Origin of the sequence: Allobosea sp. 2RAB26, assembly GCF_052115465.1 — a bacterium.
GTDB lineage: Bacteria > Pseudomonadota > Alphaproteobacteria > Rhizobiales > Beijerinckiaceae > Allobosea.
Genome location: NZ_JBFRGS010000001.1, coordinates 277,265 through 299,854, shown reverse-complemented (window position 1 = coordinate 299,854; position 22,590 = coordinate 277,265). Strand labels below are relative to the sequence as shown.

Here is a 22,590-nt window from a genome sequence, read left to right as displayed (position 1 = left end):
CGATGGAACTCTGGATCCTCTTTGGTACCTTCGCGCTGCTTCTCCTCATCGGCGTGCCCGTGGCTTTCTGCCTGGGCATGTCGTCGATCGCCACCGTCGTCTATATGGGCCTGCCGCCGGTCGTCGTCTTCCAGCAGATGAATTCCGGCATGAACGCCTTCGCCATGATGGCGATTCCGTTCTTCATCTATGCCGGCGACCTGATGATCCGCGGCGGCATCGCCGAGCGCCTGATCCAGATGGCCTCGAGTCTCGTCGGCCATCTGCGCGGCGGCCTGGGGCAGGTCAATGTCGTCACCTGCACGCTGTTCGGCGGCATTTCCGGCTCGGCCGTCGCGGATGCATCCGCCGTCGGCGGCCTGATGATCCCGCAAATGGTCAAACGCGGCTACGACGCGGACTATGCGGTCAATGTCACGGCCAATGCGGCGATCATCGCGCTGCTGATCCCGCCCTCGCACAACATGATCATCTATTCGCTCTCGGCGGGCGGAAACATCTCGATCGCCGATCTGTTTACCGCCGGCATCATTCCCGGCCTGATGCTCTGCGCCGCGCTGATGGTTGCGGCCTGGGCCGTCGCGGTCCGGCGCGGCTATCCGCGCGAGGCGTTTCCGGGATTTGCTGCGGTGGGCCGCTACATGGTGCTGGCGCTGCCCGGCATCCTGCTGATCTTCATCATCTTCGGCGGGGTCCGGTCCGGCGTTTTCACCGCAACGGAATCCTCCTGCGTGGCTGTCGTCTACGCCGTCCTCGTCACCATCTTCGTCTATCGCCAGCTCACCTGGACGGCCTTTGTCGAAGCGACCCTTGGCGCGGTTCGCACCACGGCTATGGTGCTGCTGGTGATCGGGACGGCCGGCGCCTTCGGCTGGCTGATGGCCTTCCTGCAGGTGCCGCAGGCGACGATCGGCGCGATGAAGGCGGTCTCGGACAACCCACTCGTCATCCTGCTGATGATCAATCTCATCCTGCTCGTGCTCGGCACGTTCATGGACATGGCGCCGATGATCATCATCTGCACGCCGATCTTTCTGCCGGTTGTGAAGGCCTTTGGCGTCGACCCCGTGCATTTCGGCGTGATCCTGATCCTGAACGCCGGCATCGGCCTGAACACGCCGCCGGTCGGATCGGTACAGTTCGTCGCCTGTGCCATCGGGCGCGTCTCGATCGGGGAATCGATGCGGACGATCTGGCCCTTCTACGGCGCCAGCGTTGCCGTACTCCTGCTGGTGACCTATGTCCCTGCAATCTCCCTCTGGCTGCCAAGAGTGTTCCATTGACCAGACTGTCGCCGCAAACCCTTGGCAGCCTGCCCAAGACTGTCCGCCGTCCATCCTATGAGCGCGCAGGGCTGAAGCCCGGCATCGTGCATCTCGGGCTCGGCGCCTTCGCCCGCGCCCATCTCTGCGAATATACGGATGATGCGCTCGAGCACGCTTTCGGCGCCTGGGGTATCATCGGCGCCAGCCTGCAGCGCCCCGACCAGCGCGACAGGCTGAAGCCACAAGGCGGTCTCTACAGCTTCCTGAAGCGGGCTCCAGACGGCCCGCAGATGCGCATCATCGGTTCCGTGCTCGATGTGCTCGTCGCGCCCGAGAATCCCGCCGCTCTCGTCACACGTCTCGCCGCCGCCGAAACGCGCATCGTCTCGCTGACCGTGACCGAGAAGGGCTATTGCCACGACCCGGCCACCGGCCGACTGCGGCAGGATCATCCCGACATTGTTCACGATCTGGAACATCCCGATGCCCCGCGCTCGGCCATTGGCCTGATCGTCGCCGCCCTGAAGCTGCGAAAGGCCGAAGGCCTCGCTCCCTTTACCGCGCTGAGCTGCGACAACCTTCCGCATAACGGCAAGGTCCTGCGCGGCCTGGTGCGCGACTTCGCAGCTCTGCAGGACGATACGCTTGCAGCCTGGATCGAAGCGAATGGAGCCTTCCCGGCGACGATGGTCGACCGCATCGTGCCCGCCACCACCGACGCCGACATCGCGGAGGCCGCCGGCCTGCTCGGTGTCGAAGACGCCGCACCGGTGATCGGAGAACCCTTCCGGCAATGGGCGGTCGAGGATCGTTTTGCCAGTGGCAGGCCCGCATGGGACGAAGTCGGCGCCCAGATGGTCTCCGAGGTCGCGCCCTTCGAGTTCATGAAGCTGCGCATGCTCAACGGTGCCCATTCCAGCCTCGCCTATCTCGGCTATCTCTCCGGCCACGAGACCGTAGCCGAGGCGAGCGGCGATCCCGTGCTCGCCCGCTTCCTGCAGGGGCTCTGGGCCGAGATCATCCCGACCGTGCCCGCTCCGCAAGGCGTCGATCTCTCCGACTATGCCGGCGCGCTGCTCACCCGCTTCCGCAACCCCGCCATTCGCCACCGTACCTGGCAGATCGCCATGGACGGCTCGCAGAAGCTGCCGCAGCGCCTGCTCGGCACGATCCGCGAACGCCTCAAGGCCGGTGCGCCGATCGATCACCTTGCGCTCGGCGTCGCGGCCTGGATGCGTTACGTCACCGGCACGGACGAGACGGGCGCCGTCATCGATGTCCGCGACCCGCTGGCGGGCGAATTCGCCCGCATCGCGACGCAGGCGGGCCGGAATGCGCAGGCGCTGAGCAGCGGCCTTCTCGGCATCGAAGCGATCTTCGGTAGCGATCTGCCGCGCGAGACGGCCTTCACCCAGGCTGTCGCCCGGCAGCTCGATAGCCTGTTCTCGCAGGGCGCGAAGGCAACGGCGGCGGCGCTGGCGGCCTGAGGCCGAAGCCCGGAAAGCAACAGCGCATGTGGAACCCTCTCCTGCCGGGACAGGGTTCCACATGCGAATAGCGAAACCTCTTGATCAGGCTCGCCCCCTGTCGCCAGATGCGGCCATGAAGCGGCTCGCCCTCCTTGCCTCCACATTCTGCCTTGGCCTCCTGATAGCCGGCACAGCTGCGGCGCAATCTCCCGCGACCGTCCCCAATTTCTGGGACGGCAAGATCAGGCTCGATCGGCCGGAGCCCGGGCCCCCACGCGTGGTTCGCTTCCTGACCGACGACGACTATCCGCCGCTGCATTTTGCTGCGCCGGACGGCGCGCTGACCGGTTTCTCGGTCGAGCTCGCCCGTGCGGTCTGCGAGAGGATGCTGTGGACCTGCACGGTTCAGGCCCGCCGCTTCGACACGCTGCTCGATTCCCTGGCCGAAGGGCGCGGCGACGTCCTGGCGGCGGCGATGGCGGTGACGCCGCAGATCCGCGCCCGTTTCAGCGCCAGCCATCTCTATTTCCGCTCCCCTGCCCGTTTCGTCACGACCCGCGGCAGTGCTCAGCCGGAACTCGACAGCCGCGAGTTGCAGGGCAAGCGGATCGCCGTCATCAGCGGCTCGGCGCATCAGGCCTTCCTCGAACGTCTGATGCCCTTCGCCCAGCGCCGTGAAGCCCCCAGCCTGACGGCAGCGATTGCCGCATTGCGCAGCGGCGAGGTTGAATATGTCTTCGGGGACGGCGTCGCGCTTGCACTCACGCTCGCCGGCCGCAACGGCGGCGAGCTCGCCTTCAGCGGCGGCCCCTTCCTGGAAAGCCGCTATTTCGGCGAGGGGGTCAGCTTCCTCACGCGCAAGGATGACCCGACCCTGATACGCGCAATCGACTATGCGCTCCAATCGCTCTGGGACGACGGCACCTATGCCAGGCTCTATCTGCGGTTCTTTCCGGTGAGCCCGTTCTGAAGGGAAGCCAACCCAGGCTCCTCGCCGATCTCGTGTCCGGAGCGCTCGCAATCGGCGCCCGGCCTACCCGGTTCCCCGAGGGCTCGCTGCCGCCCCAATCTCGTCAGGTTCGGTTGCCCCACGCAGAATCAGGAGGGAGGTGAGCCCGTGGACCCGCCTCCCTCCCGTTTCATCGCGCGGGGCGCGTATTGGAGAGCTCGCCCTCGAGCGCCAGGCGGGCCGCGCTTGCCATCCAGCCAGCCGTGGCGGGCAGGATATCGTCATTGAAGTTGTAGCGCTCGTTGTGGAGCTCGCCACCGTCGGTCACCGGGCCATTGCCGATCCAGACATAGGCGCCCGGCCTGTCCGCCATGAAATGGCAGAAATCCTCGCTCGCGGTGCTCGGCGGCACGTCGCGCCGAACCGTCAGACCAGCCTGCTTCGCTGCCGCGACCGAGATCTCTTCTTCCAGTTCGGTATTCGCCGTGGCGCGACCGCCAGTGATGATCTCGATCTCGGCCCGCATCTCGAAGGCCTCGGCCGTGCTGTTGGCAATGCGCTTGAGGCTCCCGATCACGCGATCGCGCACCGCCGGCCGATAGGTCCGGAAAGTGCCGTCGATGGTGACGCTGGACGGGATCTGGTTCGGCGCCTGGCCGCCATGCACCATGCCGACCGAGACGACCGCGCTGTCGAGCGGATCGACATTGCGGGCGACGATCGTCTGCAGAGCCACGATCAGATGGCTCATCGCAACGATCGGATCGCGCGTCAGGTCGGGCTTGGCGGCATGGCCGGCCGTGCCCTGCAGGGTGATCCGGAATCGGCCGGGCTCGGCCATAACCGGTCCGTGATGAACCGCCACCGTGCCGGCTTCCAGGCCGGGCCAGTTATGGAATCCGAAGACGCGCTCCATCGGGAAGCGTTCGAACAGACCGTCGGCGATCATCGCCCGGGCGCCGGCACCATTCTCCTCCGAAGGCTGGAACAGCAGATGGACCGTCCCGCTCCAGCTTTCGTCGCGCGCCAGCAGGGCGGCGGCTCCGAGCAGGGAGGTCGTGTGGCCATCATGGCCGCAAGCGTGCATCACGCCCTTGTTCGTGGAGACATAGGGCAGGTCATTCGCCTCGAGAATCGGCAAGGCGTCCATATCGGCCCGCAATCCGACGCTGCGGTCCGAGTTGCCGCGCTTCAGCGTCGCGACGACGCCGTGGCCACCAATGCCGGCGGTAAAGGGAATGCCGAGTTCGGTCAGCTTCTCCTGAACGAAGGCGGCCGTCGCGCTCTCCTTCAGCGAGAGTTCGGGATGCGCGTGGAGATGTCGTCGCCACGTCTTGAGCGTTTCGAGGAGAGCGTGATCCATGAGGTATCCGATACAGAGCCAATCGCGGGGCGGAGCCTATACGCATGCGCCGCAAGAGCAATTCGACCGAACGCGACCCGGGCAGGCAATGAATGCGGTGCAGGGCAGGCAACGCCCCAGGACAGCCGGCACCGATTGACGCCGCCCGTTCTCATCTGTCAAAGCCGGAGCTTCCGAAAACCTTGAGACAGACGAGGACCCGCCGCAAATGTCCGCTTTCGATCCCACGCTCGTGGATGCCGCCCAGCGTTCGGCCGCCTGGCCGTTCGAGGAAGCACGCAAGCTCGTGGCCCGGATCGAGAAATCGGGCAAGAAAGAGGTGCTCTTCGAGACCGGATACGGCCCCTCGGGCCTGCCGCATATCGGCACCTTTGGCGAGGTCGCGCGCACCTCGATGGTGCGCCACGCCTTCCGCGTGCTCACTGACGACACGGTGCCGACGCGGCTGATCGCCTTCTCCGACGATCTCGACGGCCTGCGCAAGGTGCCGGACAACGTCCCGAACAAGGAATTGCTGGCGAAGCATCTCGGACGGCCGCTGACCGAGGTCCCCGATCCTTTCGGCACGCATGACTCGTTCGGCCGGCATAACAACGCCCGCCTGCGTGCCTTCCTCGACCAGTTCGGCTTCGATTACGAGTTCAAGTCCTCGACCGACAGCTATCGGGCGGGCGAGTTCGACGCGACCCTGCTGAAGCTGCTGGCGCGCTACGACGCGGTGATGAAGATCATGCTGCCAACGCTCCGCGAGGAGCGCGCCGCGACCTATTCGCCCTTCCTGCCGATCCATCCCAGGACCCGCATCGTCATGCAGGTGCCGATCGAGGCGCGCGATGTCGAGAAGGGGACCATCACCTGGACCGACCCGGAGAGCGGCGAGCGTTTCGAGACCCCTGTCACCGGCGGCCATGCCAAGCTGCAATGGAAGCCGGATTGGGCGATGCGCTGGGTCGCGCTCGGCATCGACTACGAGATGGCCGGCAAGGACCTGATCGATTCCGTCAAGGTCTCGTCGGCCATCGCGCGCGCCCTCGATGCGACGCCGCCGGACGGCTTCAACTACGAGCTCTTCCTCGATGAGCAGGGCCAGAAGATCTCGAAGTCGAAGGGCAACGGCCTGACCATCGAGCAATGGCTCTCCTATGGCTCGCAGGAGAGCCTGGCGCTCTTCATGTACTCGCGTCCGCGCGAGGCCAAGAAGCTGCATTTCGACGTCATTCCGCGTGCGGCTGACGAATATCTGCAGTTCCTCGGCGGCTACGAGCGGCAGGATTGGAAGAACCGGCTCGGCAATCCCGTCTGGCATATCCATAACGGCAACCCGCCGGCGCCGGAGGTGATCGCCTCGGGCGAAGGCGATAACGCCGCCAAGACGCAGGTCACCTTCGGGCTGCTGATGAACCTCGTCGCCGTGGCCAATGCCGAGGACAAGGATGTACTCTGGGGCTTCCTGCGCCGCTATGCGCCGGGTGCCTCGCCTGCGACCCATCCGCGTCTCGACGCGCTGGTCGGCTACGCGATCCGCTATTTCCAGGATTTCGTGAAGCCAGCCAAGCAATACCGTCCGGCGACGCTGGAGGAGCGGCAGGCCCTGCAGGATCTCTCAGCCAGGCTCGGCGAACTCTCGGCTGCAGGCGTCACCGATGCCGGCACGATCCAGGACGCGGTCTACGATATCGGCCGACGCGATCCCTACAAGACCGTGCAGAAGGACGGCTCGGCCGGCGTCTCGCTCGCCTGGTTCAACACGCTCTACGAGATCCTGCTCGGTGAGCCCAAAGGCCCACGCTTCGGCTCCTTCGCTGCGATCTACGGCATCGAGAACACCCGCGCGCTGATCGCCAAGGCGCTCGCCGGCGACCTGCTCGCCGAGCACCACGCCTTCCTGAAGGCGCGTGAGGCCGCACGGGGATGAACAAACGCACCGCGCTTGCACCGGATATGGTCGAACAGGCCATCCGCAGTCGCCGCGCGGTGCGTGCCTTTCTGCCGGATCCGGTCGATCCTGCGCTGGTGCGGCTCCTGCTCGAACTCGCCGCCCAAGCGCCGAGCGGGACCAATATGCAGCCCTGGAAGGCGCGTGTGCTCGGCCCCAAGAGCCGGGCACGGCTGGAAGCCGGGTTGCTCGCTGCGCTGGACGATCCCGACTTCAAACCGGCGGAGGAGTACCGCTACTACCCGCAGACCTTCACCGAGCCCTATCAGTCGCGCCGCCGCAAGGTCGGCTGGGACCTCTATGGCCTGCTCGGCGTCACCAGGGGTGACCATGAGGGCATGAAGCGGCAGACGGCCTATAACCTGCGCTTTTTCGGCGCGCCGGTCGCGCTGATGGTGACGATCGACCGCGACCTCGAAATCGGCTCCTGGCTCGATCTCGGCATGTTCATCCAGAATCTGCTGATCGCTGCCCAGGCGCATGGCCTCGATACCTGCCCGCAGGCGATTTTTGCCCGCTTTCATCCGGTCGTGCGCGATGCGTTGGCGATCCCCGAGAGCGAGGTCGTCGTCTGCGGCATCGCGATCGGCCATGCCGACCCTGACGCAGCTGCGAACCGGCTAGTGCCGGAGCGCGAGCCGGTCGAGACCTTCACCACCTGGCTCGACTGAAGGCAGGAGCTACACCAGCTTCGGCCTGCTCTTGCCGAACAGCTTCAGCACTGGCGCAACGGCGAAGTGAATGCCGATCATCGTTGCCACGCCCGCGGCCAGCCCGACGACCGCCGACAGCGCCGCCGTCACCAGCCATTCGACAACCGCGCCCAGGCCGGGGACGGGGCGGGCCGATGCCACGGCGGCATCGTGAATGAGGTGCCCCACCGCACTGAAGCCATAGCCCTCGAAACCGTGGATCAGGATGCCGCCGCCGACCCAGAGCATGGCAACGGTCCCGACAGCGCTGAGGATCGAGAGCAGCACGGGCATGCTCACCACGAGCCCCCGCCCGAATCCCTTGGACAGGGGCCGCAGCAGGCGGTCGACGATGCTGGGCTCGGCTTCGGCGGGGCGTTTGCCACGCCCAAGGTGAAGCAGGTTTGAGATGGGGTGATCGTTCTGCGCCAGAGCAACGCCGGCATCATCGGCCTTCACGATCAGCGCGACGAGACCGTAGACGAAGGCGGTCATCCCGATGCCGACGATGGCCAGGACCAGCGCCTGCGTCCAGAACGAGGACTGAGACACGCTTGCGAGCGTGATCGCCATGATCTCCGCCGAGAGGATGAAGTCGGTCCTCACTGCACCGCTGATCCTCTGGTTCTCGAACTGGGTGGCGTCGATCCCCGCCGAGGCGCCCTCGCCTTCGACATCAGCGCCATGAGGCCGGACCAATTCCAGGACCTTCTCGGCTCCCTCGAAGCAGAGATAGAGGCTGCCCAGCATCAGCAGCGGCGTGATTGCCCAGGGTGCGAACAGCGCCAGCAGGAGCGCCGCCGGCAGCAGGAATACCAGCTTGTTCCGCAATGAGCCCAGCGCGATCCGCCCGATGATCGGAAGTTCCCGATCCGCGCTGAACCCGACGGCATAGCGCGGCGTCACGGCCGTATCGTCGATGACGATGCCGGCAGCCTTGGCACTCGCCTTCGCCGCCTGGCTCGCGGCATCGTCGAGGGACGCCGCAGCGACCTTCGCAAGCGCCGCGATATCGTCGAGCAGGGCGACAAGGCCGGAACTCACGATCGCACCTCCGGGGACACGCACTGGGCCAAACCAGTCAACGACGCGGCCCCGAAGATGACAAGGGGCGCCTCCGTCCAGCAAGTCGCCTCAGGAGGCAGCGACCAGCCCGCCAGCCTGCCCGACCCGCCGCAGATGATGGGGGGTATCGCCGAACAGGCTCTCGATCATGGTCAGGCGCTTGAAATAATGCGCGCCGAGATATTCCATCGTCATGCCGATGCCGCCATGGAGCTGCACCGCCTCCTGCCCGACGAGCCGGCAGGAGCGATTGATCTGGACCTTCACGGCCGACAACGCGGCGGTCCGCTCGCCCGCATCGGGATGGCCGACCATCATCGCGGCATAGAGCGCCATCGAGCGGGCTTGTTCGAGCGCCATCAGCATGTCGACGGCGCGATGCTGCAGCACCTGGAACTGGCCGATCGCGACGCCGAACTGCTGGCGCGTCTTGAGATAGTCGACGGTCAGGCCGTGCAGCGCATCCATGATGCCGACAGCTTCGGCGGCGAGCGCAGCAATGGCGTGGTCAGCGACACGCTCGAGGATCGGCAGCCCTGCGCCGAGCGATCCCAGCAGAGCCTCCTGGCCGAGCACGACGCCGGAGAAGGCGATCTCCGCAGCGCGTCCGCCATCCTGTGTCGGGTAGCCTCGGGTTCTCACGCCGGGCGCCGCCGCATCGACGAGGAAGAGGCTGATCCCGGTCCGGTCGCGCCGGCCGCCATCTGTCCTGGCGCTCACCACGATCCGGTGCGCGCTGTCGCCATTGATCACGACGCTCTTGGCGCCATCGAGCACGAACCCTGTCTCCGTGCGCTGCGCGCTCGTCGCCACGTCGAAGAGATCGTAGCGTGACTGCTTCTCGGTGAAGGCCAGCGCCAGGCGCAAGGTGCCGTCAACGATGCCCGGAATGATCCGCGCCTTCTGTTCAGACGAACCGCCGAACCGGACGGCGCCGCCACCCAGCACAATGCTCGCAAGATAGGGCTCCAGCGCCAGTCCCTTGCCCAGCGCCTCCATCACCACCATGGTCTCGACAGGACCGCCGCCGAAACCGCCCTCCTCCTCAGAAAACGGAATGCCGGTGAGGCCCAGCTCCGCAAGCTGCGCCCAACCCTTCTCGGAGAAGCCGAGCGGCTCCTTCGCCAAGGCCTGCCGCGCGTCGAGCGTGCCATAGGCCGCACCGATCAGCCGCTCGACACTGTCCTTGAGCTGGGCCTGTTCGGAGGAGAGGTCGAAATCCATCGGGTTTCATCCAGCTGGCGGGGCGCTAGCCACCGCGTCATGCTCGCCCTTGTGGCGAGCTCTTGCGTCCTGCGACGCGCGTGGAGGGAAGACGGGGATGGCCGGGACAAGCCCGGCCAGGACGCGGCAGGGCGCCAAGCCTCATCGTCAAAGCCCCAGCACCGCCTTGGCGATGATGTTCTTCTGGATTTCGTTCGAGCCGCCATAGATCGAGACCTTGCGGTTGTTGAAATAGCTCGCTGCAGCCGCATCGGCCCAGTCATGCTCGAAGGGCCAGTCATTGGTGAGGTCGCCCGTCCGCAGCGGCGCGGCAAGCGCGAATGGCCCGGCCACCTCCAGCAGCAGTTCCGTCGTCGCCTGCTGCAATTGGGAGCCCTTGATCTTGAGGATCGAGGAGGCAGGATCGGGTTTGTTGGGATCGCGCCTGCCCTGTGCTGCGACCACCCGCATCTGGGTGATTTCCAGCGCCTTCAGTTCGATCTCGACCAGCGCAAACCGTTCGCGGAAATCGGCGTCATCCCACAGCACACCGTCGCCGGCCGGCATCTCCTTCGCCAGCCGTTTGATCCGGGCAAGACGTTCCTTGGAGAGGCCGATCCGGGCGATGCCGACACGCTCGTTGGCAAGGAGGAACTTGGCATAGTCCCAGCCTCTGTTCTCCTCGCCGACGAGGTTTTCGACGGGCACGCGGACATCGTCGAAGAAAACCTCGTTGACCTCGTGCCGGCCCTCGAGCGTGATGATCGGGCGCAGGGTGATGCCGGGCGTCTTCATGTCGATCAGGATGAAAGAGATCCCGGCCTGCTTCTTCGCCGCGGGGTCGGTGCGCACGAGGCAGAAGATCCAGTCTGCGTGCTGCCCGAGCGTGGTCCAGGTCTTCTGGCCGTTGACGACGTAATGATCGCCATCGCGGACGGCCCGCGTCTTCAGCGAGGCGAGGTCCGAACCCGCGCCGGGCTCGGAAAAGCCCTGGCACCACCATTCGTCGAGATTGGCGATACGCGCGAGGTGCTTCTCCTTCTGGCTCTGGGAGCCGAAGGCCGCGATCACCGGCCCGACCATGTAGCAATTGAACTGCTGCGGCAGCGGCACGGCGGCGAGCAGCATCTCCTCAGTGAAGATATAGCGCTGGATCGGGCTCCAATCCTGCCCGCCCCATTCGCTCGGCCAATGCGGTACGGCCCAGCCGCGCGCGTTCATGACCCGCTGCGAGGTGACATAATCCTCCCGCGCCAGCCCGAGGCCTTCGGAGACCTTCCTGCGGATAGAAGCCGGGATCTCGGTGCGGAAGAACTGCCTCACCTCATCGCGGAAGGCGATTTCCTCGGGCGTGAAGCGCAGGTCCATGATGGCTAGCCCTGATTGATCTCGAACAGCCCCGCGCAGCCCATGCCGCCGGCGACGCACATGGTGACGACGGCATAGCGCGCCTTGCGGCGGCGCCCCTCCAGCAATGCATGGCCAACCAGCCGCGCCCCGCTCATCCCGAAGGGATGGCCGACCGAGATCGCGCCGCCATTGACGTTGACCTTCTCGGGATCGATGCCGAGCGTGTCGCGGCAATAGATCGACTGGGAGGCGAAGGCCTCGTTGAGTTCCCAGAGATCGATATCCGAAACCTTCAGGCCATTGCGCTCGAGCAGGCGCGGCACGGCGAAGACCGGGCCGATGCCCATCTCGTCCGGCTCGCAGCCGGCCGAGGCGAAGCCACGGAAGATGCCGAGCGGCGACAGGCCCCGCCGCGCAGCCTCCTTCGCCGACATCACGACGCTCGCAGCCGCACCGTCCGAGAGCTGGCTGGCATTGCCGGCGGTGATGAACTTGTCCTCGCCGCGCACCGGCTTCAGCTTCGCAAGTCCCTCCAGCGTAGTGTCCGGCCGGTTGCCCTCGTCCTTGGCGAGCGTGACCTGCTCGTTCCACGTTTCGCCGCTCGCCTTGTCGGTGACGGACATCACTGCGCTCATCGGCACGATCTCGTCGTCGAACAGCAAGCGCTGCTGGGCCGCGGCGGTGCGGCGCTGGCTTTCCAGCGAGAACAGATCCTGCGCCTCGCGCGAGATGCCGTAGCGCTCGGCGACGTTGTCGGCGGTCTCGATCATCGTCGTGTAGATCTCGGGCTTGTGCTTCATCAGCCAGTCGTTCTGGGTGAGTTCGCGCCGCACCACCGGCTGCACCAGGCTGATCGACTCGACGCCTCCGCCGATCGCGACCGGCACGCCGTCCATGACGATGCGCCGCGCCGCATGCGCGATCGCCTCGAGGCCCGAAGCGCAGAAGCGGCTGACGGTGACACCGGCGGACGCGACCGGGATGCCGGCGACCAGCGCGGCATGACGGGCGACATTGCCGCCGGTCGCAGCCTCCGGATAGCCGCAGCCGAGCACGATCTCCTCGATCGCCGCCGGCTCGATCCCGGCCTTCTCATAGGCTGCCTTGATCGCGTGCGCCGCAAGATCGGCACCGCGGGTCTGGTTGAAGGCACCGCGAAAGGCCTTGCCGATCGGCGTGCGGGCGGTGGAGACGATGACGGCTTCTGTCATGGATTTTCTCAGGTCCTATGCAGCGGATTCGGGCGAAGCGGGCTTGGGCCGCTTCTCTTGTTCTTCGGCGATCAACACCTTCGCCAGCAGCTTCCCGGCAGCGCTGCGCGGCAGGCTCTCGCGAAATTCCAGCCCGCGCGGCGTCTCGTGCCGGCCGAGGCGATCCTTGAGGAAGTGCAGCAATTCGTCGAGCGTAAAGGCAGGCATGCCGGCCTTGAGCACGACGAAGGCCTTCGCCGCCTGGCCGCGATAATCGTCGTCGATGCCGATCACCAGCACTTCCTGCACCGCCGGATGCTCGTAGATCGCATTCTCGATCGCCACCGGATAGACGTTGAAGCCGCTCGAGATGATCATGTTCTTGCGCCGGTCGACGATCTGGAACAGCCCGTCGGCGTCCATCCGGCCGAGATCCCCGGTCAGGAACCAGCCCTCGTGGAAGGCATCGCGCGTCGCCTCCGCCTCGTTCCAATAACCCTTGAAGACATTGGGGCCGCGAATGGCGATCTCACCGATTTCGTCGGGCGGGCAATCGGCACGCCCGACGTCGAGCGAGACGATCTTCATCTCGAGGCCTGGCAGCGGTACGCCGATCACGCCCGGCCGAGGTTTCGCCTGCTTCGGCAGGCGCGAGCCGGCGGGCGCGGTCTCGGTCATGCCCCAGCCATTGTTCAGCCTGACGCCCAATATGCCTTCGAGTCGGGTCTGGACCTCGAAGGGCAGGGGCGCGCCGCCCGAGACGCAGGAGCGCAACGACGAAAAATCGACCGTGTCGACGCCCTTGCGGTTGAGCAGGGCAAACCACATCGTCGGCACACCGGAGAACATCGTCGCGCGACGGATCGCGATATCCTCGATCAGGGTTTCGACATCGAAGCGCTGGCGCAGCAGGATGCGGTTGCCGTCCCGCAAATGGCGCAGCAGGATCGTGGTCAGCGCGTAGATATGGAACAGCGGCAGCACCGCGATCGCGGTCTGCGCTCCGGCTTCCAACGGTTCGCCATCCGTCCAGAGACGGTAGATGTTCACCGCCGAGACAAGATTGCCATGCGTCAGCATCGCTGCCTTCGGCGCCCCTGTCGTGCCGCCGGTGAACTGCAGCAACACCACATCCTCGGGCGAAAGCACCGGCCAGTTCACCGGGTCAGGCGCCGTCATCAGGTCGTCGAGCCAGACGAAGCCGCCACCAGTCGGAAGATCCTGCCGCTCGGCCTCCCCCGCTCCCCAGCGCGAATCGTCGCCGACCAATACGCGATCGACGAAGCCCGCCGCACGCAGCGCCTGCATCTGCGGCAGGAAGCCTGGAAGGTTCGTGGTGATCAGGCGGACCGGCTGCGTTGCCACGAGCTTGTGTTCAAGCTCCCGCAAGGCATCGAGCGCGCTGAGATGCACGACGGTCGCGCCGCAGCGCGCAACCGCGAAGAACGCGACGGGATGCCAGGGCGTATTGGGAAGGAACAGCGCCACCCGGTCGCCCTGCCTGACGCCATCGGCGATCAACCCCGCCGCGAGCCGGGTGGCCAGCCTGTCGAGTTCGCCATAGCTCAGCTCGCTCTCGCGGAACGCGATGGCCACCGCGTCCGGCCGCGCCGCGACGGCCGGCACGAGCAGGTCCGGCACCGTACCGGTTTCCACTGCCGCGTCCCAGTCGCAGGCCTGCGGAAAGCGCTCCTGCCAGATAGGGCGCGCTGCCTGGATCACGCCGGCATGGCCTTCAGGTCCGCGAAGCCCTTGCCCTCGGCCGCGAGCTTGCGCAGCAGCGGCGCCGGTTCGAGCGCGGCATCACCGCTTTCCGCTGCGAGCCTTTCCAGACGCTTGACGATCACGTCGAGCCCGACAGAGTCAGCCCAGTGCATCGGCCCACCGCGCCAGGCCGGCCAGTTATAGCCGTTGATCCAGATCGTATCGATATCGCCCGGCCGCGCAGCAATCCCCTCCGCGAGGATCTTCGCACCCTCATTGACCATCGGATCGAGCAGGCGCGCCAGGATTTCGTCCGGCTTCATCGCCCGGCGCTCAACGCCCTGCTCCTTGGAAACCTGCGCAATCAGCGCCTCGACCTCCGGGTCGCGTTGCCCGGCGCGCGCGCCCTCTGGATAGAGATAGTAGCCACGCCCGGTCTTCTGACCAAACCAGCCGCGCTCGCAGATCGCGTCCGCGACCGCTGCGGTTTTGCCGCGCGACTTGCGCGTGCGCCAGCCGATATCGTTGCCCGCGAGATCCGACATCGCGAATGGCCCCATCTTGAAGCCGAAACCGGTCAGCGCCGCGTCGACCTCATGCGGCAGCGCACCGGCGATCAGCAGCCGCTCGGCGGCCCGCGTGCGCTGTTCCAGCATGCGGTTGCCAACGAAGCCGAAGCAGTTCCCGACCACGACCGGCACCTTGCCGAGCCTGCGTCCGAGCGAAATCGCAGTGGCCACCGCATCATCCGCAACGCAGGCCGGCCGCACGATTTCAAGCAGCTTCATGACATTGGCCGGGCTGAAGAAATGCATCCCGATCACATCCTGCGGCCGCTTCGTTGCCATGGCGATCGTCGCGAGGTCGAGATAGGAGGTGTTCGAGGCCAGGATTGCGCCTTGCTTCGCAATCCCATCGAGCGCGCCGAAGATCTCCTGCTTGACGCCCATCTCCTCGAAGGCGGCTTCGATCACGATATCCGCCTCCGCTGCCGCCTCGAGCCCGAGCTTCGGCGTGATCAGCGCCATACGCTGGTCACGCGCGGCCTCCGTCAGCGAACCGCGCTTGACCGAGAAGCCGTAGGTGTCGCGGATGCGGGCGTAGCCCTTGTCGAGTTGCTCCCGCGTCGTCTCGATCACGGTCACTGGGATGCCGGCATTGGCGAAACACATCGCGATCCCGCCACCCATCGTGCCGGCGCCAATGACGGCCGCCTGCCGGATCTGACGCGTCCCCTTGCCCTCGTCGATGCCCGGGACCTTGGCCGCCTCGCGCTCGGCAAAGAAGGCGTAGCGCAGGGCCTTGGAACGGTCATCGACGACCAGCTTGAGGAACAGCGCGCGCTCGGCGGCAAGCCCCTCGCCAAATGGCAGGGTGAAGACGCCGCGCACCGCCTCGATCAGCGCCAGCGCATTCGGCATGTCGCCCGACCTGGCTGCCGCATCCTTGGCCAAAGCCTCGAACGCCTCGCGGTCGGATGATGTCAGCATGTCCGCGCGCTCGCCGGTCTTCACGGGGGCCCCCTTGGCCGCCAGCTCCTGCGCCAGCGCAATGGCCGCAGCGACGATGTCGCCCTCGACGACCCGGTCGACGAGGCCGAGTGCGGCCGCCTTCTCCGCAGAGATGGCCTCTCCGCTCAGCATCAGGGGAAAGGCCTTCGCCGCACCGATCACGCGCGGCAGGCGTTGGGTTCCGCCGGCACCCGGAATGATGCCGAGCTTGATCTCGGGCAGGCCGAGCTTTGCCGCTGGTGCCGCCACACGGCCATGGCAGGCGAGCGCCAGTTCCAGCCCCCCGCCCAGCGCGACGCCCTGAATGGCAGCCACCACCGGCTTCGCGGAGCCTTCGATGATCGCGAGCACGCCAGGCAAGGTTGGTTCGACCGGCGGCCTGCCGAACTCGCTGATATCGGCACCGGCGATGAAGGCCCGCCCGGCGGCCGCGATCACGATAGACTCGACCGCCGGATCGGCAGCCGCACGCGAAAGCGCATCGACGAGAGCGGCCCGCAGGCTCGCACTCAGGGCATTCACCGGAGGATTATCGATGGTCGCGATCGCCACCGGGCCGCGCTGCGAGAGCCGGACGGTCTCCATGGGCATGTTCCTGACGCTTTCAGTCTGCACTGCAGAATTGAATGCTGCATTTCTCGGACTAGAGAGGCGACTGGCCACGGCTTGTCAAGAATGGGCAGGACGGCGCCGGCGGCGCCACAAGCGGGAACTGCATTGCAGAATGAACGCCCACAACTTGACCGCTCCGGAAGCTGCATGTCATGCCTTGCACGGATCGACGCTAGGACGGATCGTTCMTGCGAATCCAGCATCACGGCGCATCCTTCCGACAGGCAGAACAGCGCTGCTGGGATTGCGTGAAGATCGACAGGGGATAGGCAAGGGATGACCGCGACCGTTCTGACTCAAAGCCCCTTTCCCGGCGTCCTCCAGATCACCATCAATCGCCCCGACCGGCGCAACGCGCTCGACCGCGCAACCTATGGCGGATTGATCGCGGCCATCACCGCAGGCGAAGCTGATGAGGCTGTCCGCGCGCTGGTGCTCACCGGCGCGGCCGGGTGCTTCACCAGCGGTAACGACATCAAGGATTTCGCCGCGGCCTCGGGCGACGGTGCGCGCATCGCCATCGATTTCCTGACGACGATCTCGACGGCGAAGAAGCCGATCGTCGCCGCGGTCGAAGGCTTTGCCGTCGGCATCGGCACCACCATGCTGTTGCATTGCGACCTTGCCTTCGCCGGGCGCAGCGCCAGCTTCCGCCTGCCCTTCGTTACACTCGGGCTCTGCCCCGAAGGCGGATCGAGCCATCTGCTGCCGATGATTGCCGGCAGCAAGCGCGCCGCGGAACTGCTGCTGCTGGGCGAAGCTTTCCCTCCCGAGACGGCAGCCGAAGCGGGCCTCGTCAATGCCGTGGTGGCGGAAGGCGAAGCGCTCTCGATCGCGCTCGACAAGGCGCGCGCGCTCGCTGCCCTGCCGCCGCAATCGGTCGCCCTGACGAAGATGCTGCTGAAGCGCGGCAATGCCGCCGCCGTGGCCGAAACGATCGCGCTCGAAGCCAGGCATTTCGGCGAGCGCCTGGTCTCGGCCGAGGCGCAGGCCGCCTTCGCCGCGTTCCTGATGAAACGCTGAGGCCATGGCGGCGCAGCTGTCGGACGACCCCGAACGCGGCGAACGAGCCGGGCCGAAGGAAGACCGGCATTTCGTCACCGCCCTGGCGCGCGGGCTCGATGTGCTCGCCTGTTTCAAGCGCAACGAGGATGCGCTCGCCAACTCGGAAATCGCAGCACGCTGCGGACTTGCCCGCTCCACCGTTTCGCGGCTGACTTATACGCTGACCAAGCTGGGCTATCTCCATCATGTCCCGCATAGCGGAGCATACCGGCTTGGCACCGCGCTGATCGCGCTCGGCGCCACCGCGCTTGCCGGGCTCGATGTCCGCCAGATCGCCCGGCCCGGCATGCAGGAACTCGCCGACTTCGCCAAGGCCTCGGTCGGCCTCGGCGTCCGCGACCGGCTGAGCATGCGCTATATCGAGTGCTGCCGGGGCGAGGTCGCGATCGCGCTCAACATCGATACCGGCTCGCGCATCTCGATGGCACGCAGCGCCATGGGCCGGGCCTATCTCGCCGCCTGCGACCCGGCCGAGCGCCAGGCCATCATGGACGATTTCCGCTCCGTCGACGACGCTGCCTGGCCGAGTCTGCGCGAGGGCATTGAACAGGCGCTCGAGGAGTATCGCATGACAGGTTGCGTCCGCTCCTTCGGCGACTGGCAGCCGACGGTGAGCGCGATCGCAGTGGCCTTCCACCCCGGTGGAGGCCTGCCGCCGATGACGATCAATTGCGGCGCGCCGACCGTCATCCTCGATCCCGGTTTCCTGCTCGAGGACGTCCGGCCGCGCCTGATCGCGCTGGCAGCCAGTCTTGAAGGAGTGATGGGTTCGTGATCGCATCCGACCTTCCCCTCGCCGGCATTCGCGTTCTCGATCTCTCGCGCATCCTCGCCGGCCCCTGGTGCGGCCAGGTCCTGGCCGATCTCGGCGCCGATGTCATCAAGGTCGAGCATCCCCAGCGCGGCGACGATACGCGCGACTGGGGCATGCGGCTCGGAGAGCGCAACACCTGCTATTTCAACAGCGTCAACCGCAACAAGCGCTCGATCGGCATCGATCTCGGCCAGCCCGAGGGCCTCGCCATCGTCCTTGAGCTCGCGTGCAAGAGCGACGTGCTGATCCAGAATTTCAAAACCGGCGGCGCCGACAAGCTCGGCCTTGGCTATGCCGCGCTCAGCGCCGGGAACCCCGGCCTGATCTACTGCTCCATTGCCGGCTACGGCTCCGATGGACCGGAGGCCGCACGACCCGGCTACGATCTCGTCATCCAGGGCGAATCCGGCCTCATGGCCATGAACGGCAATGACGACCAGCCCCCGCTGAAATTCGGTGTCGCGATCGCCGATCTCTTCACCGGCCAATATGCGGCGCAGGCCGTGCTCGCGGCGCTCGTCCAGCGCGGACGCTCCGGCAAGGGCAGGCATGTCGAGATGGCGCTGTTCGATTGCGGCCTCTCGGTCACCTCCTATTACGGGCTGGAGGCCCTGGCGCTCGGCGGGGACCCGCCGCGCTACGGCAACGCCCATCCCTCGATCGTGCCCTATGGCGTGTTCGATGCGGCGGACGGCGCGCTCGTCCTCACGGTCGGGAACAACGCTCAATATGATCGTTTCTGCCGTTCGGTGATCGACCGGGTCGACCTTGCCGAGAACCCGCGCTACGCCACAAATCTCCAGCGCACCACCCACCGCTCCGAACTGTTGCCGCTCATCGAGGCGGAGCTGCGCGCCCGCCCGCGCGCCGAACTGCTCACGAAACTGGCGGCGAACGGCATTCCCTGCGGCGAAGTGCTCGGCCTCAACCGCGCCTTGCGCTCGGAGCGGGCTGGGCGGGCCGGCATGCTGGTGGAGGACGGGGACAATGCCGGCGCACCCGCCGTACTCGCTCCGCCCTACCGCCTCGATGGCGAACGGCTGCCGGTGCGCCATATGCCGCCGGCGCTGGGCCATGACACCTGGGCAGTCCTCGCGGACGAACTCGGTCTGCCTGCCGAGCGTCTGGACGCATTGAAGGCGCGCGACGTAATAGCCTGACGCCGCGCGCCCGCCGCAACTACGCGGCGACCGCCCGTCTCGACCGCAGTTTCTCCAGGGACCACATGAAGACCGGCCAGAGCAGTGCCGCGATCGTCATCGAAGACAGCACCATCGAGACCGGGCGGCTGAAGAAGGGCAGGATGGAACCGTCCGACTTGATCAACGAGGTGACGAAGCTCTGCTCCACCATCGTGCCCATGACGATGCCGAGCACCATGGCAGCAACGGGATAGCCGTTCTTCTCCATCACAAAGCCGAGCAGGCCAAAGATCGCGACGCACCAGACCGCAAACAGGTTGTTGCCCGCCGTTGAGAAGGCACCGACCGCACAAAAGATCATGATCACCGGCATGACCGCCGAGCGCGGAGCCCCGACGACACGGCTCGCCAGCCTGATCATGATGATGCCGAACGGGATCATGATGATGTTGCCGAGCAGGAAGATGATGTAGAGCGCATACATGCTCGACGCTTGCTCCGTGAACAGCGTCGGGCCCGGATTGAGCCCCTTCATGTAAAGCACGCCGATGGCGATCGCGGTGATCGTGTCGCCGGGAATGCCGAAGAGCAGCGCCGGAACCCAACCCGACGCGAGCGAGGCGTTATTGCTTGCGCCAGCCTCGATCAAACCTTCGGGATGGCCGGTCCCGAATTTCTCCGGGGTCTTTGAGAAGCGCTTGGACATCGCATAGCTGACCCAGGCAGCCATGTCGGCACCGGCACCGGGCAGGACGCCGATGATGATGCCGACGATGTTCCCGCGCGTCTGCTGCTTCGGATATTTCTTGGTCAGCTCGATCTGCCCCTTGAGGATGCTGCCGAGCCGGCGGTGCTCCAGCTTCGGCGGCTCGCGCTCGGTCAGGGCGCGCATCACCTCGGCAAGCGCAAAGACGCCGACCAGCGCCGGTATCGGCTCGATGCCGCCAAGAAGATCGGTCGAGCCGAAGGTGAAGCGCGGGACGCCGCCGGGATTGTCGATACCGATGCAGGTGATGAGCAGGCCAAGCAGCATCGCGGCGATAGCCTTGATCGGCGAGGAGCGGGCCACCAGCGTCGAGCACATCAGCCCCAGCATGGCGAGCCAGAAATTCTCGTAGGTCGAGAAGGACAGCGCAAACTCGGCCAGCAACGGTGCGATCAGCATCAGCGACAGCGTGCCGGCGATGCCGCCGAGCGCCGAGAACCACAGGCAGATGCCGAGTGCCGTCTCGGCTTGGCCCTTGCGGGTCATTGCATAGGCTTCGTCCGTGTAGGCCGCGGAAGCCGGCGTCCCGGGAATGCGCAGCAGGCAGCCCGGAATATCGCCCGAGAAGATCGCCATCGCCGATGCGGTGATGATGGTGGCAATGGCCGCGATCGGTGACAGATAGAAGGTGATCGGCACCAGCAGCGCCGTTGCCATCGTCGCCGAGAGCCCCGGCAATGCACCGACGGTCAGGCCATAGAAGGCCGAAGCGACGATCGCGATCATCACATCGGTCTGGAAGACCAATCCGAAGGCCTGGATGACGGTATTCATCGGCTCACCACGGGAAAGGCAGAAGGCCGCCGGGCAAGGGCACGCGCAGCAGCTTCAGGAAAATCAGGTTGATGACGAAAGGCGCGACCAGCGCCAACGGCACCGCGAGCTTCGGCCGCGCCCCGAAGGCGAGGCTCGCGATCACAACCATGATCCCTGCCGTCGGCAGAAAGCCCAATGCCTCGGACGCAAGCGCATAGAAGGCGAGCAGGGCCGGCGGCAGCAATGCAAGCCAGTTCCGCCAGGCCGGCAAGGGCTCGAGCAGTTCCGGCGCACTATGGCTCGCGACATCCGCCTCGGCCACTTCCTCGAAATGCCGCCCGATACCGAAGACGATCAGCGTGCCGCAGAGGACGAGGGCAGCGCCGACGGCCATTGGGAAGGCCGAAGGCCCGACCTGCTGGCCAGGGACCGGCGGAAGCGTGGATCCATAGAGGAAGGCAGTGGCTCCGAGCGCCACCATCGCGCCCCCGGTTATCTTGTCGGATAGAAGCATCGTAAAACGTCCGCTGATCCGTGCCGGGGCGGCGCCATGAGCGCGAGCGACCGCATCTCCCGCACTCATTTCAGGCACAGTCTGAAAGATCGAGAAGCGGCGGAAGGATGAAGCTGCCTCACCCTTCCGCCAACCGTTTGCCGCCTCAGGCCTTGGCCAGGCCCGCCGCCTTCATCGCGGACGCCATGGCCTTGTCACCTTCGGCCATGAATGAAGCAAAGCCTGCCGGGTCGGCGAACTTCATGCCGAAGCCCCGGGCGTTCATGAAGTCCTTGTATTCCTTGGAGTCGAAGGCCTTTTTCAGCGCGGCGGCGAGCTTGCCCTGGATATCGGCCGGCAGCCCCTTGGGCGCGCCAATGCCCCGCCAGGCGCCGACCGAGTAGTTGACGCCGAGTGTCTCGTTCAGCGTCGGAACGTCTTTGAACTGCGGATTGCGCTCGGTCGCCATGATGGCGAGCGACTTCGCCTTGCCGGCATCGATCATGGCCCGGGCTTCGGGCACCGAGCAGGTGACGATGTCGATGCCGCCGGCTGCGAGGTCCTGCATGCCGGGTGCTGCGCCATTCGACGGCACCCAGGCGACATGATCGGGCTTCAGCCCCATCGCCACCAGCCAGCCGACCAGCGCCAGGTGCCAGATGCCGCCCTGGCCTGTTCCCGAGGCCTTGAGCTTGCCGGGAGGCGCAGCCTTGATGGCTTCGGCAAGCGCCTTGATGTCCTTGTGCGGGCTCGAGGCGCTGACCTGCACGCCTGGCGGATCCTCGTTCATCAGCGCCAGCGCGGTATAGCTTGCCGGCGTGAGATCGGTGAGACCCTGATGATGCATCATCGAGATCTCGACCGTCAGCATGCCGATATTGTAGCCGTCGGGAGCCGCCGTCGCGATCGCCGAATGGCCGACGACGCCCGAGCCGCCGGTGCGGTTGACGACGTTGCAGGGCTGGCCGAGATCCTTCTCCAGGAGCGAAGCGACGATGCGCGCCGTCGCGTCCGTGCCGCCGCCTGCGCCCCAGGGGCAGATCATCGTCAGGGGGCGGCTCGGCCATTGTGCCTGCGCGATTGCCGGCTTGACGATCAGACCTGCCGCGCCTGCCGCTGCCGCACCCTTCAAAAGCTTACGTCTGTTGATGCCGTCCGTCATTCCCGTGTTCCCTCCGCTTAATCGATTTAGGTCTGGGATGCTTCTCCGCGAGTGCGGGGCTCCCTTGTCAGTCCGCCGCTATC

18 protein-coding genes are annotated in these 22,590 nt (G+C 66.2%); 8 read left to right on the top strand and 10 right to left on the bottom strand.

Annotated features, from left to right (window positions below; genetic code table 11):
• Positions 1-2: 2 nt before the first annotated feature.
• The 3 genes from AB4118_RS01325 to AB4118_RS01315 all read left to right on the top strand — a co-directional run bounded on the left by AB4118_RS01325 (position 3) and on the right by AB4118_RS01315 (position 3,704).
• Positions 3-1,283 carry a TRAP transporter large permease gene (locus AB4118_RS01325; RefSeq protein ID WP_441488023.1) on the top strand — a complete coding sequence of 427 codons (1,281 nt, stop codon included), beginning with the start codon at positions 3-5 and terminating at the stop codon, positions 1,281-1,283.
• Positions 1,280-2,752 carry a mannitol dehydrogenase family protein gene (locus AB4118_RS01320; RefSeq protein ID WP_441488022.1) on the top strand — a complete coding sequence of 491 codons (1,473 nt, stop codon included), beginning with the start codon at positions 1,280-1,282 and terminating at the stop codon, positions 2,750-2,752. The genes AB4118_RS01325 and AB4118_RS01320 overlap by 4 nt, the downstream gene beginning before the upstream one ends.
• A 115-nt stretch (positions 2,753-2,867) precedes the next feature.
• Positions 2,868-3,704: a transporter substrate-binding domain-containing protein gene (locus AB4118_RS01315; protein ID WP_441488021.1), complete on the top strand. Its 837-nt coding sequence runs from the start codon at positions 2,868-2,870 to the stop codon at positions 3,702-3,704.
• 169 nt (positions 3,705-3,873) lie between these two features.
• Here the strand turns inward: AB4118_RS01315 and AB4118_RS01310 are convergent, their stop codons facing one another.
• A complete protein-coding gene (locus AB4118_RS01310) occupies positions 3,874-5,046 on the bottom strand; it encodes an amidohydrolase (protein ID WP_441488020.1) in 1,173 nt (390 codons plus the stop codon).
• Between the two features lie 208 nt (positions 5,047-5,254).
• Here AB4118_RS01310 and AB4118_RS01305 point away from each other — a divergent pair, with 208 nt between their 5' ends.
• Together AB4118_RS01305 and AB4118_RS01300 are read left to right on the top strand one after the other, a co-directional pair.
• Positions 5,255-6,961, top strand: coding sequence for a lysine--tRNA ligase (locus tag AB4118_RS01305; RefSeq protein ID WP_441488019.1), 1,707 nt, complete (start codon positions 5,255-5,257; stop codon positions 6,959-6,961).
• A complete protein-coding gene (locus tag AB4118_RS01300; protein WP_441488018.1) occupies positions 6,958-7,653 on the top strand; it encodes a nitroreductase in 696 nt (231 codons plus the stop codon). The genes AB4118_RS01305 and AB4118_RS01300 overlap by 4 nt, the downstream gene beginning before the upstream one ends.
• A gap of 9 nt (positions 7,654-7,662) precedes the next feature.
• On the opposite strand, the gene AB4118_RS01295 is transcribed toward AB4118_RS01300, so the two are convergent.
• From AB4118_RS01295 to AB4118_RS01270, 6 genes are all read right to left on the bottom strand, one after another.
• Positions 7,663-8,718 (bottom strand): DUF808 domain-containing protein, encoded by a 1,056-nt coding sequence (locus AB4118_RS01295; RefSeq protein ID WP_441488017.1) that lies wholly within the window; start codon positions 8,716-8,718, stop codon positions 7,663-7,665.
• Positions 8,719-8,808: 90 nt separating this feature from the next.
• Positions 8,809-9,963 carry an acyl-CoA dehydrogenase family protein gene (locus AB4118_RS01290; protein WP_441488016.1) on the bottom strand — a complete coding sequence of 385 codons (1,155 nt, stop codon included), beginning with the start codon at positions 9,961-9,963 and terminating at the stop codon, positions 8,809-8,811.
• 147 nt (positions 9,964-10,110) lie between these two features.
• Entirely contained in the window at positions 10,111-11,310 is a 1,200-nt protein-coding gene (locus AB4118_RS01285) for an acyl-CoA dehydrogenase family protein (RefSeq protein ID WP_441488015.1), read from the bottom strand.
• Between the two features lie 5 nt (positions 11,311-11,315).
• Positions 11,316-12,503 (bottom strand): acetyl-CoA C-acyltransferase, encoded by a 1,188-nt coding sequence (locus AB4118_RS01280; protein ID WP_441488014.1) that lies wholly within the window; start codon positions 12,501-12,503, stop codon positions 11,316-11,318.
• A gap of 15 nt (positions 12,504-12,518) precedes the next feature.
• Complete coding sequence (locus tag AB4118_RS01275; protein WP_441488013.1) at positions 12,519-14,204, bottom strand: AMP-binding protein; 1,686 nt, start codon at positions 14,202-14,204, stop codon at positions 12,519-12,521.
• Entirely contained in the window at positions 14,201-16,282 is a 2,082-nt protein-coding gene (locus tag AB4118_RS01270; protein WP_441488012.1) for a 3-hydroxyacyl-CoA dehydrogenase NAD-binding domain-containing protein, read from the bottom strand. The genes AB4118_RS01275 and AB4118_RS01270 overlap by 4 nt, the downstream gene beginning before the upstream one ends.
• Before the next feature lie 303 nt (positions 16,283-16,585).
• On the opposite strand from AB4118_RS01270, the gene AB4118_RS01265 reads away from it, so the two are divergent.
• Genes AB4118_RS01265 through AB4118_RS01255 form a run of 3 tightly spaced genes read left to right on the top strand, consistent with a single transcriptional unit; the run spans position 16,586 to position 19,348 of the window.
• The gene (locus AB4118_RS01265) at positions 16,586-17,332 is read left to right on the top strand and encodes an enoyl-CoA hydratase-related protein (RefSeq protein WP_441488011.1); all 747 of its coding nucleotides are present in this window, start codon (positions 16,586-16,588) and stop codon (positions 17,330-17,332) included.
• A gap of 4 nt (positions 17,333-17,336) precedes the next feature.
• Entirely contained in the window at positions 17,337-18,149 is an 813-nt protein-coding gene (locus tag AB4118_RS01260; RefSeq protein WP_441488010.1) for an IclR family transcriptional regulator, read from the top strand.
• Positions 18,146-19,348 carry a CaiB/BaiF CoA transferase family protein gene (locus AB4118_RS01255; RefSeq protein WP_441488009.1) on the top strand — a complete coding sequence of 401 codons (1,203 nt, stop codon included), beginning with the start codon at positions 18,146-18,148 and terminating at the stop codon, positions 19,346-19,348. The genes AB4118_RS01260 and AB4118_RS01255 overlap by 4 nt, the downstream gene beginning before the upstream one ends.
• Positions 19,349-19,367: 19 nt before the next feature.
• Here the strand turns inward: AB4118_RS01255 and AB4118_RS01250 are convergent, their stop codons facing one another.
• The 3 genes from AB4118_RS01250 to AB4118_RS01240 form a co-directional block, all read right to left on the bottom strand.
• Positions 19,368-20,870: a tripartite tricarboxylate transporter permease gene (locus tag AB4118_RS01250; RefSeq protein WP_441488008.1), complete on the bottom strand. Its 1,503-nt coding sequence runs from the start codon at positions 20,868-20,870 to the stop codon at positions 19,368-19,370.
• Positions 20,871-20,874: 4 nt separating this feature from the next.
• Entirely contained in the window at positions 20,875-21,366 is a 492-nt protein-coding gene (locus AB4118_RS01245) for a tripartite tricarboxylate transporter TctB family protein (protein ID WP_441488007.1), read from the bottom strand.
• Between the two features lie 145 nt (positions 21,367-21,511).
• Entirely contained in the window at positions 21,512-22,507 is a 996-nt protein-coding gene (locus AB4118_RS01240; RefSeq protein ID WP_441488006.1) for a tripartite tricarboxylate transporter substrate binding protein, read from the bottom strand.
• Between the last annotated feature and the right edge of the window lie 83 nt (positions 22,508-22,590).

What these genes read in the sequence shown, in the direction of transcription:
- AB4118_RS01285 (WP_441488015.1), bottom strand. Translation starts at nt 11,310, where the DNA reads ATGGACCTGCGCTTCACGCCCGAGGAAATCGCCTTCCGCGATGAGGTG.
- AB4118_RS01310 (WP_441488020.1), bottom strand. Translation starts at nt 5,046, where the DNA reads ATGGATCACGCTCTCCTCGAAACGCTCAAGACGTGGCGACGACATCTC.
- AB4118_RS01240 (WP_441488006.1), bottom strand. Translation starts at nt 22,507, where the DNA reads ATGACGGACGGCATCAACAGACGTAAGCTTTTGAAGGGTGCGGCAGCG.
- AB4118_RS01315 (WP_441488021.1), top strand. Translation starts at nt 2,868, where the DNA reads ATGAAGCGGCTCGCCCTCCTTGCCTCCACATTCTGCCTTGGCCTCCTG.
- AB4118_RS01290 (WP_441488016.1), bottom strand. Translation starts at nt 9,963, where the DNA reads ATGGATTTCGACCTCTCCTCCGAACAGGCCCAGCTCAAGGACAGTGTC.
- AB4118_RS01270 (WP_441488012.1), bottom strand. Translation starts at nt 16,282, where the DNA reads ATGGAGACCGTCCGGCTCTCGCAGCGCGGCCCGGTGGCGATCGCGACC.
- AB4118_RS01305 (WP_441488019.1), top strand. Translation starts at nt 5,255, where the DNA reads ATGTCCGCTTTCGATCCCACGCTCGTGGATGCCGCCCAGCGTTCGGCC.
- AB4118_RS01245 (WP_441488007.1), bottom strand. Translation starts at nt 21,366, where the DNA reads ATGCTTCTATCCGACAAGATAACCGGGGGCGCGATGGTGGCGCTCGGA.
- AB4118_RS01300 (WP_441488018.1), top strand. Translation starts at nt 6,958, where the DNA reads ATGAACAAACGCACCGCGCTTGCACCGGATATGGTCGAACAGGCCATC.
- AB4118_RS01325 (WP_441488023.1), top strand. Translation starts at nt 3, where the DNA reads ATGGAACTCTGGATCCTCTTTGGTACCTTCGCGCTGCTTCTCCTCATC.
- AB4118_RS01250 (WP_441488008.1), bottom strand. Translation starts at nt 20,870, where the DNA reads ATGAATACCGTCATCCAGGCCTTCGGATTGGTCTTCCAGACCGATGTG.
- AB4118_RS01260 (WP_441488010.1), top strand. Translation starts at nt 17,337, where the DNA reads ATGGCGGCGCAGCTGTCGGACGACCCCGAACGCGGCGAACGAGCCGGG.
- AB4118_RS01265 (WP_441488011.1), top strand. Translation starts at nt 16,586, where the DNA reads ATGACCGCGACCGTTCTGACTCAAAGCCCCTTTCCCGGCGTCCTCCAG.
- AB4118_RS01280 (WP_441488014.1), bottom strand. Translation starts at nt 12,503, where the DNA reads ATGACAGAAGCCGTCATCGTCTCCACCGCCCGCACGCCGATCGGCAAG.